12 protein-coding genes are annotated in these 14,174 nt (G+C 55.7%); 2 read left to right on the top strand and 10 right to left on the bottom strand.

Annotated elements, in window-relative coordinates; translation table 11 throughout:
- The 6 genes from AC5S16_RS08925 to AC5S16_RS08950 all read right to left on the bottom strand — a co-directional run.
- Positions 1-1,333 (bottom strand): TolC family protein (locus AC5S16_RS08925; RefSeq protein ID WP_493929704.1); only part of this gene is annotated, 1,333 nt, incomplete at its 3' end.
- 68 nt (positions 1,334-1,401) lie between these two features.
- Positions 1,402-2,106: an ABC transporter ATP-binding protein gene (locus AC5S16_RS08930; RefSeq protein WP_493929705.1), complete on the bottom strand. Its 705-nt coding sequence runs from the start codon at positions 2,104-2,106 to the stop codon at positions 1,402-1,404.
- Positions 2,107-2,230: 124 nt separating this feature from the next.
- On the bottom strand, positions 2,231-2,950 hold the full coding sequence (locus tag AC5S16_RS08935; protein WP_493929706.1) for an ABC transporter ATP-binding protein: 720 nt from the start codon (positions 2,948-2,950) through the stop codon (positions 2,231-2,233).
- 41 nt (positions 2,951-2,991) lie between these two features.
- Positions 2,992-4,257, bottom strand: a complete 1,266-nt coding sequence (locus tag AC5S16_RS08940) for an efflux RND transporter periplasmic adaptor subunit (protein ID WP_493929707.1) — start codon at positions 4,255-4,257, stop codon at positions 2,992-2,994.
- Positions 4,258-4,509: 252 nt separating this feature from the next.
- Positions 4,510-5,151 carry a pyridoxamine 5'-phosphate oxidase family protein gene (locus AC5S16_RS08945; RefSeq protein ID WP_493929708.1) on the bottom strand — a complete coding sequence of 214 codons (642 nt, stop codon included), beginning with the start codon at positions 5,149-5,151 and terminating at the stop codon, positions 4,510-4,512.
- Positions 5,148-5,744, bottom strand: a complete 597-nt coding sequence (locus AC5S16_RS08950) for a hypothetical protein (RefSeq protein ID WP_493929709.1) — start codon at positions 5,742-5,744, stop codon at positions 5,148-5,150. Before AC5S16_RS08950 ends, AC5S16_RS08945 begins: the two co-directional genes overlap by 4 nt.
- Positions 5,745-5,820: 76 nt before the next feature.
- Here AC5S16_RS08950 and pdxR point away from each other — a divergent pair, with 76 nt between their 5' ends.
- Positions 5,821-7,242, top strand: a complete 1,422-nt coding sequence (gene pdxR / locus AC5S16_RS08955) for a MocR-like pyridoxine biosynthesis transcription factor PdxR (RefSeq protein ID WP_493929710.1) — start codon at positions 5,821-5,823, stop codon at positions 7,240-7,242.
- 135 nt (positions 7,243-7,377) lie between these two features.
- Here the strand turns inward: pdxR and AC5S16_RS08960 are convergent, their stop codons facing one another.
- Together AC5S16_RS08960 and AC5S16_RS08965 are read right to left on the bottom strand one after the other, a co-directional pair.
- A complete protein-coding gene (locus tag AC5S16_RS08960; RefSeq protein ID WP_493929711.1) occupies positions 7,378-10,695 on the bottom strand; it encodes a TonB-dependent receptor in 3,318 nt (1,105 codons plus the stop codon).
- 179 nt (positions 10,696-10,874) lie between these two features.
- On the bottom strand, positions 10,875-11,642 hold the full coding sequence (locus AC5S16_RS08965; RefSeq protein WP_493929712.1) for a MerR family transcriptional regulator: 768 nt from the start codon (positions 11,640-11,642) through the stop codon (positions 10,875-10,877).
- An 88-nt stretch (positions 11,643-11,730) separates the two neighbouring features.
- Between AC5S16_RS08965 and AC5S16_RS08970 the strand changes: the two genes are divergently transcribed.
- Positions 11,731-12,474 (top strand): hypothetical protein, encoded by a 744-nt coding sequence (locus AC5S16_RS08970; protein WP_493929713.1) that lies wholly within the window; start codon positions 11,731-11,733, stop codon positions 12,472-12,474.
- A 33-nt stretch (positions 12,475-12,507) separates the two neighbouring features.
- Here AC5S16_RS08970 and AC5S16_RS08975 read toward each other — a convergent pair whose 3' ends face one another.
- Positions 12,508-13,233 (bottom strand): hypothetical protein, encoded by a 726-nt coding sequence (locus AC5S16_RS08975; protein WP_493929714.1) that lies wholly within the window; start codon positions 13,231-13,233, stop codon positions 12,508-12,510.
- On the bottom strand, positions 13,230-14,129 hold the full coding sequence (locus tag AC5S16_RS08980; RefSeq protein ID WP_493929715.1) for a hypothetical protein: 900 nt from the start codon (positions 14,127-14,129) through the stop codon (positions 13,230-13,232). Before AC5S16_RS08980 ends, AC5S16_RS08975 begins: the two co-directional genes overlap by 4 nt.
- Between the last annotated feature and the right edge of the window lie 45 nt (positions 14,130-14,174).

Below are 14,174 nucleotides of genomic sequence, written 5' to 3' on the forward strand. Positions count from 1 at the left end.
TGTTCTGCGCGATCTGCATGGCAATCTGGTCTTCCGCGACGTCGGGACGGTTTTTTTCGGCCTCGGCAATAAGCTGATCGATTTGCTCTGTTGCCTTGGGATCCGGTGTTCCCATGAGATCAAGCGGTATTACAGGCATATCAGCCAGCGTGGGATCATCGACGGTTTTGGTGAGTGCGTCCTTGATGAGAAGCTCGTTCAGCCTGAGCGTCGCCCTGGAAACGGTAAGATCGCCTTCGGCAGTAGCCACCGCGGCCTGGTCTTTCATCACCTGCATCGCAGGGATGTTCTGCAATTCCAGCTGTTTCTGATCGGCGGACAGCGTCTCGTTGGCATAGGTAAGCGAACGTTCCTTGATCTGGGCATCCTGATATGCGCTGACCAGGTCCCAGTAGATGTTTTCGACCTGGGAAATGGTGGCAATTACCTGTGCTCTGAAAGCCAGGTCTGTGAGCTGGAGATTCTGTTTGGCAATATGGATATAACGCTGGTTTGTAGCAAACCCAAAACCTCGTAGCAGCGGTTGGTTGATCGTCACATTAAAATTCGTGGTGAGCTGAGGACTGAGGACGTTGTAGATGCTGTTCGTGGTCTGGCGAAGGCCATAGTCGGTAACCGTGAAATTTGTGCCGAGTGAAAAAGCCTGCGAATAGCTAGACAGTATCTCGATTGTGTTCTGCTTCAGAATCGGCACTCCGGACTGAATTGGGTTGATCTGGATGGCTGATGTGTGGTCGACGAGGCCCTGCACGGTAACCTGCGGATCGAAAGAGCTGACGGCAGCGCCGCCCCCCAGGGTAGATGTAACGAGCCCTCCGGCGCCGGCCGCTGTAACTCCGCTGCTTGCTCCTCCCCCACCGCCTACACCGGATGAGCTGAAGCCGCCCTGCGTTCCCTGCGCGATGCTGGTGTTCACACCGTTCACTTGACCTCCAGCCTTAGTGCGCTGCAAGTCAGCCTGAGCTGTTGGGAAGTTGTAGCGGAAGTAGGCAAGATCAAGGTTGTTCTCAAGTGCCAGCTCGATGGCGTCGCGCAGCGAGAGATAGAGCTTGCCGTCACGCTGCAGGTTCTGCAGGCGCGGTGAATTGGTGAGATTGACTGGCGGCACATCGCTGGGCATGTATGGTGACAATGGGTTGCGCGAACGCGGCATCTCCACATGAAATGGCTGTTGCTGCGAAGTCACCGCCTGCCTCGCCTGTTGGTCCTGCTGAGCGATACTCACCGGCGCTGGTTGCTGCTGAGGTGTGCTGGGAGCATCTGGTGTCGCCGGCGCACTTTGCTGCGCTGGCTCCGATGTTGGTTGTTGCTGCTGCGGAGCCGTCTGCGCCATGCTGCTCAAAGAAACGAGGCAGCACATTGCAACCGCTGCCAACTGTTGCTGAAACCCGGGGCCTGCTCTCACGATGCGCTCACCTCCGCGCCTAGTTGCGGATTCGCCGTGTCCTTCACCATCCATCCATCGCGCACTTCAATCACGCGGTCGCCATAAGATGCGTTTACTTCCGAGTGCGTCACCTGAACGATCGTTGTCCCTTCCTGGTTCAGCTTCTTGAACAGCTCCATGATCTCCTTCGCCTGCGTGGAATGCAGATTTCCCGTCGGCTCATCGGCCAGCAGCAGCGCCGGTTTATGAATCACCGCGCGCGCAATGCCCACCAGCTGCTGCTGTCCACCGGAAAGCTGCGACGGATACAGGTCCTTCTTGCCCACAATCTGGAAGTGGTCCAGCGTATCGGCCACCAGCCCTTGCCGCTCAGCTTTCGGAATGTCTTTATAGGAAAGCGGCAGGTCGATATTCTCCTGCACCGTCAGATCGTCAAGCAGGTGATAACTCTGAAAGACCATGCCGATGTTCCGCTTCGCCAGCTCCGCGCGCTGCTTGCGGTTCATCTTATGGACAGGCTCATTCTTGAACCAGTACTCTCCCTGCCACTGGTCATCGAGCAGCGCCAGCACATTCAGCAGCGACGACTTGCCCGCCCCCGAAGGCCCCATAATGGTCAAAAATTCGCCCTCGCGGATCGTAAGGTTGATGCGGCGCAGCACCCAGGTCTGCCCTGCCCCCGTTTTGTAACTGCGCTCAACGTTTTTCAGTTCAATCATGATGAATTGTCATCCTGTTCCACGCTTTAGGCGCAAGACCGAGGGTGCCCCAGGTTCGCGAAACTAGCCTGGGGATTTTATTGCGACGAATAATATTCGCCACTCGAGTTTTTGCGAAGTAGAACTACCGCGCTTCCATCACCTGCTCGAGCGCATCTCCCTCAGCCACCACCTTGCCGTCGAAGAGATGTACATTGCGCTCCGCATGGCGCGCAAAGCGAGGATCGTGCGTCACCATCACGATGGTCGCGCCGTCCTTATGCAGGTTCGCCAGCAGTTCCATCACCGCTTCGCCGTTGCGTGAGTCCAGGTTTCCGGTCGGCTCGTCCGCCAGCAGAATCGACGGCGAACCAGCCAGAGCACGCGCCACAGCCACACGCTGCTGCTGACCGCCTGAGAGCTGCGAAGGATAGTGCTTCATGCGGTGCGCCATGCTCACGCGTTCCAGTGACTCCTGTACGCGCCGCTTGCGCTCCGCAGCCGACATGCCTGTGCGATAAGTCAGGGGCAGCTCGACATTCTCATACACCGTAAGATCGCCGATCAGGTTGAAGCTCTGGAAGATGAAGCCGATCTCCTGGTTGCGGATGCGCGAGCGCTGCGCGAAGTTCAGGTTCTCGACCGCATGCCCGTTCAGCAGGTATTTGCCTGCAGAAGGCGTATCGAGCAGCCCGACAATCGAAAGCAGCGTCGACTTGCCGCATCCTGAAGGTCCCTGCATTGCCACATACTCGCCCTTGTTGACGGTGAGATGAATCCCCGAGAGCGCATGCGTCTCGATCTCATCGGTATAGAAGACCTTCGTCAGACCTTCAATATTGATCAACGGCTGTCCATTGTCCATGTCTGTTCTGCTCCTCGCTGTTGCCCGCGCTGAATTGGTTATTACTCCAAACGAACCTTGTCGGTAGCGTCATACCGCGACATATCCGACAGAATCACCCGGTCGCCTTCCTTCAGGCCTTCCAGCACCTGAATTTGCGTGACCGAAGCCTTGCCCACCTTCACCTGCACCCGCGCTGCTGTCTTGCCGTCCGGCTCCATCTTGAACAGGCTGATCGTGCTGTTCGGGTTTCCGAAAGCAGGGCGCCCCACATACACCACGTCCGTCAGGCGTTCCTGGTCAATCGTTCCGTCCACACTCAGCGAAGGAACAGCGCCTGGTGGCAGCTGCCCATCCAGTGATACGTCAACCGTGCGCGTTCCGTTCACGACTGAGGGATCAATTCTTATCACATGCCCCTGAACAATGCCGTTGTGGGTGTCAACCTCGGCTGGTTGCCCCAGCTGGATGTCGTGCGCCTGGGTTTCCGCGATCTGGAGAGCAGCCTTCAGCTTGTCGAGCTGGATAACCTCGGCCACCGATGTTCCCGCCGTCACGTGCTGGCCTACCTGCACCGGAGTAGCCAGCGGAGCAAGCACTCCGCTAATCCCGGCACGAACCTGCAGCGCACTCTCCTGTTTCTGATACAGGGCAAGCAGCGCTTTGGCCTGGTCGATCTTGGTTTGCGCTGAAGCGAGCTGGACCTCGATCGCCTTCTGGTTTACATCCAGCTGCTCCTGGCTGAGCTGATGCTGGACCGTCAGCTGGTCGGCTGTATTTTTTGATTTGTTGTACGCCAAGCCTGAAATCACTCCCAGGTTATAGAGCTGCTTGTCGGTTTCGGCCTGCAGTTTGTCCTGGCTGTAGTCGGCATTCGTCTGGGCAGCGGTAGTCTTCTTATCCATTAGAGTGCTCTGGAGCGTGCCCTGAAGGCTCTTGTAATCAGCCTCTGCACCCTTAAGCGCCAACTGAGCATTTAACAGCTGCTGCTGCAGCTGAGGATCAGTCAGGTCCATCAGAATGGTGTCCGGAGTGACCTTGGTGCCGGGCAGAACACGGATACGGACCACTGTCGCATCCGTCAGTGCCGGAATCAGCTCGATACTGTCCTCACGAGGAACCAGCGTTCCCAGCCCATGCACCTGCACCACCAGCGGGCCGCGCTTGACTGTGTCCGGCCAGATCGTACTGGCGTCTACAGTAGGAGCAGCAGGCTTCAGCCGCATGACAGCCGCCGCGGCAGCAGCAACAACAACCAACGCAATCGCGCCAATCACAACCTGGCGGCGAATCTTCTTCTTCTTAATATCGGGCCGTGCGATATCCATCAGTTACATCACCTGCAACTCGCGCGCCATTCGCTGCAAGCTTGTAACTTATTTTTATTCAAATACATAAATGGGTCGAGAAAACCGCAGATTCTCTTTTAACTGGCCATTTCCGGAATAAGGTGTCCACTTCCGGACACTCTTAAAATGGAGAGCAATTGAATCGAAAAGCCTGTCTTGGATTGCTGAAAGAACTGCCTGAACAAGACAGCTGAATATTTCTCTGGCCAGGACCAAGTTTGAGGAAAAAGCTTACCTCCGGTACTCCAAAACATACTCCGGAACATCAATTCCTTCCGCAAGCCGTGGATCCTCTACTGGCTTCTGTGGTTCCAGCTTCAAAGGCAGCACTCCAGCCCAGACCGGCAGCGCATAATCCTCTTCCTCATCCACCGGAGGCCCGGTCCGCACCTTTGCCGAAGCCTCTTCGATCGAAAACTCCAGCACCGAGGTAGCTTTCAGCTCTTTCTCATAAGGCCCGCGCACTTCCTCCCAGCGCCCGGCAATCAGATGATCCGAGATTACCCGCAACGCTTCCGTCTTCTGCTCCGAGCCGTCGATCTTCCGCGCCGTCCCGAACGCCACCACCGACCGGTAATTCATCGAGTGGTGAAATGCCGACCGCGCCAGCACCAGGCCATCCACAATCGTGACCGTCACGCACGCAGGCACGCCTGTTTCGAGTTCACGCATCATCCGGCTGGCAGCTGAGCCATGCAGATAAAGCTTGTCCCCGCTCCGCCCATAGAGCGTAGGAATGACAAAAGGCTGTCCAGCCATGCTGAACCCCACGTGCGCCAGAAATCCCGCATCAAGAATTGCGTAAATCGTCTCGGAATCGTAGGCCCCTCGCTTGGGAGCCCTCCTTACCTGAGCCCTCTCTGTCACATTCATGGTTTCACCCTTGTCTGATCAGTGATCCAGTTTACTTCCCACGTCTTGCCCCCATCCTCAGAGAACGCCTGTTCAAAGTGCGCGGAGCTGGGAGTGATATCCGACCAGACATAGCGCACGAAGATCATTCTGCCGTGCCATTCTTCCTGATCGTAGAATTCGCCCCGGCCATTCTTGAACTCTCCAACCGTAGGCGGCAGGCCAAGAGAGCCACTCTTGCTGTTGGCCCAGTATTCGCTCCACTGGTGAGATTGCGGATTGTAGATGCGTAGAGTCAGGCCCTGGACACGGCCCGACGGTCCGTCAGTATCGAACTCTTCAAGGCTGGCACTGCCATCCCAGATCTTCCGCGTGACAGAAGTCCCGTCAAACTCCACCCAGTCATGAGATCCCGACAACGGGTGCATCAGGCGCTTCAGGTGAATCTTCCAGCTGCCTATCTCGAAATCGAAATCATGGCTCCCGTCCCTCTGGGAATCCGCCTCTGTAGAGTTGTCTTTTGCCGCGCTTGAATTTTGCTGTGCATGAGTCAGAAATGCCGGCGCCATGGCGATTACCGCTATAAGAGCCGCTGCTCCAAGTCGATCTTTCACCTTCTCCTCCTGCAATCCAATAACTTTCAATGCTTATCCTGAAGGAAAATCTGGTAGTTTTGTATGACCACTTTTTATGGATTTGGTAATACCACTTTCTAAAGAAGGCGAACCGCTCTTCCGCCAGATTTATCTCGCCCTCCGCAAGGCCGTTCTCTCCGGGACACTCCACCCGGGTGAACGCCTTCCGTCCACGCGCGAATTTGCCCATCAGCTCCAGGTCTCGCGCACAGTCGTCCTTCTTGCGTATGACCAGCTTCTAGCCGAAGGTTTCATCACCGGACGCCACGGCTCCGGGACTTACGTGTCTTCAGGATTGAACCTCAACCGCCGCAGGGAGAAAGAGTTCTCGGCAAAATTACGGCTGTCGAGCTTTGGCCGCTTTGCAAGTGAGATCACTATTCCAAAGCGCCGCTCTCCGCCGCTTCGATACGACTTCGCTTACGGAAGAAGCGACATACAGACCTTCCCTTTCGAAGCATGGCGGCGCATTCTGCTGCGGAACTCGCGCAATGCGGCCCTCCGTGACCTTGATTACGGCTCAGCTGCCGGCAGCCTGCCTCTGCAGGAAGCCATCGCGGCGCACGTCCGGCGGTCGCGCGCCGTCGTCTGCGATCCCTCACAGGTCCTGATCGTCAACGGCTCGCAACAGGCGCTTGATCTCGTTGTGCGCGTGTTGCTCGAACGCGGCCAGCTCGCCGCTATTGAAAACCCGCACTATCAGGGAGCAAGACAAATCCTCCGCACTGCCGGCATCCGTCTTCACCCTGTACCCGTCGACCGTGATGGCCTCATCACAGCGAAGCTTCCCGGCGACGCACGCGCCGCGTTCGTCACTCCATCGCATCAGTTCCCTACAGGAGTCGTCCTCACCCTGCCCCGTCGCCTTGAGTTGCTTGCCTGGGCCAAGCGCAACAATGCCATCATCGTTGAAGACGATTACGACGGTGAGTTCCGCTACGACGGTCAGCCGCTGGAGTCTCTGCAGGGACTCGACCCCGAAGGCCGCGTCATTTACATCGGGACCTTCTCCCGCACTATCTTCCCGTCGCTTCGCATCGGATATCTGATTGCGCCCAAACCACTCGTGCCCACCTTCACTGCAGCCAAGTGGCTCTGTGATCGCCATACAGCAACACTCGAGCAGCGCACACTGGCTGAATTCATCATCAGCGGCATGTACGAGCGCGCACTCCATCGCGTTCGCCGCAGCAACGCCCAGCGCCGGGAAGCGCTCCTCGACGCTATTCACAAGCACATCGGCGACAAGGCAGAAGTTACCGGAGACGCCGCAGGAGTTCATCTCGTCCTGTGGCCGAACCATCGCGTCTCAGAAGAAACATTGGTTCAGCGAGCAGCCGCATGCGGAGTCGGCATCTACGGCATCGCTCCTTATTTTTTGAAAAAGCCCATGCGCACAGGATTCATCATTGGCTACGCGCGCCTGAAGCAGGTAGAAATCCGCGAAGGCATCCGACGCCTGAGTGAGATTTTGTAAAAACCTTCTGTGTCTGGAGCCTGTCCTGAGCGCAGCCGAAGGGTGTCCTCTGTGGTAGAAGGTGTTCTCTGCTGTAATAGCAGCTCTGCATTTCTTCGCGAAACCTTGGCGTCCTTAGCGTCTTTGCGGTTGCTTCTAATAAATCAGCTTCAACGAAAATTGAATCTGCCGTGAAGTCCCGGCCGTCTTGCTGATCTCCCCAAACCCCGTACCTTTAAGCGTATTCGCGGGCAACCCCATATTCACAATGTTGAATAGGTTGAAGAACTCCGCGCGGAACTGCAGGTCCATCAGTTCACTACCGCTGGCGCGCGTGCCAAACGGAGTATCCTTGATCACCGCAAAGTCATAGTTGTAGTAAGCTGGCCCGCGAAAAGTGTTGCGTCCGAGCGCGCCAAAGTATCCGCTGTTCGGTCCCGTTCCCCCAGGCAGGTTCACCGGAATCGAGAAAAACGAAGCATTGTCCGCTCCCAGCCCAAAATAATCTTCGCGGACTTTGCGCGCCGTCGACAGATTCGGCTTTGCAATCTGATCCGGACGGTCCGCGCCGTTCGAGCCCGCTCCCGTCTGCTGTATACCGGAATACACAGTAAATGGTGAGCCGCTCGTAATGCTCGATATGCTGAGGATTTCCCATCCGCCTGTCGCTTTCTTGCTGACCGGGGCAAGAAATTCAACAGAATCCAGATGCAGATCCTGGGCCACACTCAGGCTGAACGAGCGTGCTACATCGAATGCTGAAGGCCCTTTTTCCGCATGAGTATCAAACGGATTCTGCGGCGAGCCCTGCACCGTCGCGCCCGTCGATCCGGTTCCTCCGCCGACCACCGTACTCGTATCATCCAGCGACTTTGCCCATGTAAAGCTTGCCTGTATGCCCGGCCCACCATGCTGCACCGTACCCTGCAGTGAAGTCTGCAGCGCGTGATAGGTTGAGTGCGCCGTGTCGTCAATAATCGACTCCGGACCAAAGCCGCCGATCACATTGCCTTCGCTGTCAAATTCCGTGTGAGGCGCAAACTCCGGGCCTGCTCCCGCATACGCATTCGGATAAATTCCACGCGGCAGCCTCACCCCCATGGTTCCAACGTAACCAGCGGTAGCTGTAAGATTTCCAAACTGCCGCTCCAGTCCTAGCGTCCACGTCCCCATATAGCCATTGCCGAACGAGCGATCAATACCGCTGAGGCTCAGCGCCGTGATCTGATGCCCCGGCGTGAGTGTCGCCATATCATGCTCATAGCGGTCTACATCGAAAACTGTATTCGCCGGAACTTTCTTCGTGTTATCGCTCGCGAAAATGTCCTGCCCCTCAGGCGTATACGCGCGCGGCAGTACATCCGGAGTGATCTGGAAACCATAGTGAATCTGCGCGCCGCGCGTAGCGCTTACATGCGGATACACCACGAACGGCGTCGACCCGGTCAGGAAATTATCCTGCCAGATGTTCGGCGGAATCGTCGTTATTCCGCCGCCCGCGCGCAGATGCAGCTTCTCCGCCACGCGCCAGTCAAGCTGTGCTCGCGGTCCCCAGCCGTTATAGTTCGTCTGGTATCCAGGCTGCGGATTCACGACAAACTTCTGCACACCTCCTACATCCAGAAAGCCTGAGGTCCGCTTCGCCCGCTCCGTAATCGGCGAATACACTTCGTAGCGCACCCCATAATCCAGCACAAAACGGTCGGATATCTTCCACGTGTCCTGCACGTAGAAAGAAAAGTTATTGCGATTGATCGCCGCAGGGCCAATATGATCGCCGCCTGAAAAATAAGGCGGCGCAACGGCAACATTATAGGCAAAAGGACTCCCCGTCAGCAGCGCAGAAAGCGTATCCGGCAGTGGATCGCCGACATGAACATCATGCGTACCGCTCTGTGACCGAATCTCCACTGGTGAATACGCCGTGCCTCCACCAAAGTCATACTCTCCATTCACGCTGGTTCCGTAATATGTCGTATCGCGATTCAGGCGAATCTCGCCGCCAAACTTCCAGGCATGCTTCCCTGCGATGTAAGAAAAATTCTGTCGCGCCTGAAAGAGATTGCCAAACGAAGTCATCACCGAACCAGCCGCTGAATTGAAGGCCTCAAACAATCCATCATTGAACTTGATCCCCGGGTCCGTGTGATTCGGAGTAGGAAACGACGGCGTAGTGCGCGTAAAGCTGATAGACGACTCAAACGAATAGCGCGGCGAAACTGTACGTGAGTAAGTCAGCACCCCATTCCGCTGGCGGTCAATGTATTCAATGCCAAAACTGGGATCTACTGCCGTCTGATCCGGATTGGTCGTCGGCCCGTTCAGATTGTCGTAAGTAAATCTGCCGAAGAGTTGCGATTTGTCATCGATCTTCTGGTCAATGCGTATCGAGAACTGGTCCGCATCCGTATTCACCTTCGAAGACGTCGCATAGGTGTGCGCTCCAAACGATCCGTGAGGATAATTCGGCAACGGATAGCGTGCCAGCACGCGGGCAATCTGCGCATCCACCGGAACAAAGAGCGTATCACCCGCATACGCAGTGGTATTCAGGCCCGCGCGTTCATCAGCAGTAGGAACAGCCAGCACCTGTGTCGTGCCCAGCACTTGCCGGAAACCCTGGTACTCGCCAAAGTAGAATGTCTTCCCTCGCCCATCATAGATATGCGGCAGCACAACCGGTCCGCCATTCGTGAATCCAAATTCATTACGCCGGAATGGCGGAATTCTCCCCACCGGCGGATGATCAAAATAATTCCGCGCATCGAGCGCCGAATTCCGCAGGAACTCAAAAACCGATCCGTGAAAGCCGCTCTTGCCCGAGCGAGTAATGATGTTCGTAAATCCTGCCGCGCCCCGTCCAATCTCCGCCGGCATCCAACCCGAGCTGGATTGAATCTCCTCAACCGCATCTACATTGAAGTTCGTAAACGTGCCGCCGCCCATCTCCGGATCGCTCGTATCGGCTCCATCCATCGCGAATGTAGCCTCTACACCGCGCTGACCATTGATCGCAAACTGCTGTGTGAAATTGGTGGCGCCATTGGCATCGGTCATCGTCCCCGCAGCCAGCAGCAATAATTGACTGAAGTCGCGCTTGTTCAGCGGAAGCTCGCTCACCGAGCGACTCGACAGCTGCTCGCCTCCCGTCGATGCCGACTGCGAGCCTTGCTCCACTACAGACAATTTGCCCTCGCCAGCCAGAGTAATCGCAACTGCAGGCGAGTCTCCCCTCAGCATCACCGGACTCGACGCATCAAATGTTTTCGAATCCACCTCAACCGAAAGCGCATACTCCCCTGCTTGCGGATTCCTGATAGCAAAACTTCCGTCGGAAGCAGTCACAGCTGCGTGCTTATGGCCCTGTCCCACCAGCCGCACTGTGGCCTTGCTCACCGGCTTGCCATTGGAGCTGCGCACCACGCCACGCCATGAAGAAAGCGAACTGCCCTCCTGCGGCCAACACAAATCCAAAAAAAGAAAAGACTGCGCAATGCATAGCGCAGCCAGCAGTTTGATTATCCAGAATCTTTCAAAGTAAACCCGGCCTGATCTCATCACCGGCCATTATAGGGATACTTCTTCAAACTCGACCCGAATAGGGGTGAACATAATTCTTCGGGTGGTATACCGTTCAAAGATCACGCCGAAATTCAATTCGAGTGCAATGGAAATTGGATCTCCAATGTCGATCCGAGATAGATTTCTCGCTTGGCCCCGCCTAAGCGGTAACCGCGAACCCGCATCCATCTGCGAATCGCATCATAAGCGCTCTCTGCAGAACTATCGTCGAGTCCGGAATAAGCGCATGCAGCGGTAACCGCCGGCAACTCTCGCACCTCATAGAATCTCCGCCGCGGTACATCGCATTTCAATTCCACAAACGGCTCGCCCTCCAGAACACCGCAGTCCGCACACTTGTGCCAAAGCACGCCACGTATACCGCCCGTCCATGCTTCCGGCAGAGCACGAAGTAGTTCCGCTTCCAGCGGCATAATATCGTCATATTGTTTTACTCGTGCGCGGACAGAAGCAACGCGTAGCGCTGGACGCCTCTTCACCACCACAGCATTCACAAGGTTAGACTGACTCGATTCAGCAAGAGCCGCATCGATCCATCGCAGCGTTTGCGCCGCTTCCCGCATCGACTGCTCAATCGTCATCCTGAGCTTTTCCAGAATTTTCCGGCGATCCTGCTGTGCTCCCGCCTTCCCGATAGCCGAATGAATATCAGCCAGCGGAACGCCCAGTTCCTTGAGAGCAAGAATCGCAGTCAGGTCTTTCAACTGCTGCGGCAGGTAGTGGCGATAACGAGTCCGCGGGTCAGTTCCCGCAGGACGCAATAATCCGATCTCGTCATAAAAGCGCAGAGTCTTCGTCGTGACTCCGCCCAGTTCTGCGAATTCACCGATGCGATACATAGCTGGTAAACACGATACCTCAATCTCTGCAGAAACTCCTTGCACCTTCCCCTGCACTGGAATGTTGCACTCAAAGAAGAGGAGAGATATGAAGCTCTTGCAAACCCTTAGACTCTTCGGATCGTTGTTCGTGATATCGGCGGCTGCATCTCATGCACAGGACAGGAATGTAGCCCGCATCGTAGTCTGGCAGCCTAAGCCTGGAATGACCCGCGACATGGAAGAAGGCTACAAACGTCATCTCGAATGGCATCGCAGCAACGCCGACACATGGACATGGTACGGCTGGAACATCATCTCCGGCGATCATGATGGATACTTCACAGACGGTACGTTCTTCCATGCATGGTCAGATTTTGACCACCCCGTCTCACCCGCAGCCGACGTCGCGAATAACGAAATCAACGTCGCCCCGTTTGCAGACATTCGCTCTATTTCCGCCTATGAAGCTGTTCCCGCTCTAACCAATCTCGCTGCGACGCAACTAAGCTCAACGCTTCTTACATTCATGTATTTCCAGATCGAATCGGGACGAGGCAGAGAATTTGAATCTCTCGTATCCGATGCGTTGCGGCAATTACCTCAATCTCAGGTGAAGTACGCCCTGCTCCGCCCAGCGAATGGAACCGTGGAATATCTTCTTCTGCTGCCGGCCGACAAACAGTCTGACCTGGGTGAGCAGGCAGGCTTCACAGGAAGCCTCATGCAATTCGTCGCTCAACACGCAAAGGAAAAATCAGGAGAAAGCCTTCCGCTGATTCAGAGTTACCGAACAGAAACAGCGCGTTTCCGCCAGGATATGAGTTACATTCCGGAGACCAAAGTTCATTAATCGACGGCAGGACCTTCAACAACACCCGGAGCTCTACCGCTCGATCCACTCCCGCAAAGCAGCAACCGCTCCGGGCACCCTTGAAAGCACAAGCGCACTTCCCTCAGATTTGTTTTCCTGGAGAAAGAGCCGCGCATCTCCTAGCCAGAGATGCAACAGATTTTCAGGATTATCTGCACCGAACTTATCCACCGCCTTGAGCGACCGCGTATCGAGCAGCGGAATGTAGAACGAATATCCGCGCAATGCCTCTTCGCGAATTGTAGGCAGAAACAAGTCCGTCATCTTCTCATGAAATGCCTGCGAACCTGTCTCAAGCAGCGCATACACCAGCGTCCCCGATCCAGCCAAAATTCCAAGAGCATCTTCCGTCGCGGCCTCTCCGCCGGACACATGAAACACCGTGTTCATCAGCGGAGGCGGCTTCTGGCCTGGCTCCAGTTCATTGAAGTCGTCGTCTGTCCAAAGCCTGGGAGGCTCGCGATCCGGCCACACACCCAGTCCAACATCTGGAAGCCACTTTGCGCCATGCCGGCGCACAAGATCGGCCGTATCTCCTTCATGCAGGCTCGTTCCTTGTATCCATGCCGCAGGATGCAGGTTGTGCTGGCTCACCAGTGCACGCGTCCACGGCACAAGAAAGCTGCGCCACAACTCACGAATTTCCCGCGCTGCCGGAAATTCCTTCAACTCAATGCTTGCCGCTTCAAACGGCTCAGGAACAACAGGAAAGGAAATGTTCAGTGCCTCTCGGATCACAGGGGATACTCCATTCCCTCTGCGCGCATCTCGTCGAGCAGGCCGGCTAATTTCGGATCAAAATCAGGCGTCTTTAACGCCAGCAGAACACCCTTGTCATCCTTGCTTTCGATAAGGTACCCATCAAAAACCTGAAACCATTCCTCGCGCGTTTCCGCTCCAGCTCTGAAAAAGTGCTCGCTTGAAAGCAGCGGCAGCACAAACGGAACACTTTTGAATAGCGGATCCTCTGCAATGCCCTGCCCAAAGACCTTCTTACTCTCTTTCAGGAAAGCGTCCTGCAACGAATAGGTCGCGCGCAACTGGCTGTCAATGTCTCTCCCGTGGTCTTCTATGATTTTGCGCGCCGCGCGCGGCAATCTCAGATCGGGCGGCCGCGTCGCCGGATCCTCTTTCAGCCAGATAAAGCTCATTCCTCCAGCACCGAAAAAATGCGTGCGCTGTTCTTCGTCCTGTTTGTTCACAAACCAGTAGGTGTAGTCAGCAATGTACTTATTCATGTCGAAGTCTTCGCGCATGGCATCTTTCTTTGCTTGTTCGATATCCGGTATGTCTGGCAGGCTGCCACCCGGCCTCAGGCTGATCCCTGGAAGCGGAAAGAAATCCATGGCTTTAGATGTAAACTGGCGCGAAAGATTCGGCGTAATCGTTTTGAATTGCAGAAAATTTTCCTGCCGCAGCGATTGCTTCGCCATCAATTCCTTGAAGCGTGTCAGGAACGACATCCACCATGTACGCACACGAAAACTCATGGGAAAAACATCGACCGGCGCCCAGTAAAGCGAAACGTCCTCCAATTCTCTGGCACGAAGGAAAGGCTTCAGCAGGGCATCCTGCTCGACAGGTTCCAGACGACGGCGGCGAAGATCTGTTTGTACAGCTTCAGTTCCACTCATATGTAAAGTCTTTTTAGGATTTGATTGCCTTGAAATAAGGCTGTT

Source organism: Acidobacterium sp. FHG110202_01 (assembly GCF_059115305.1).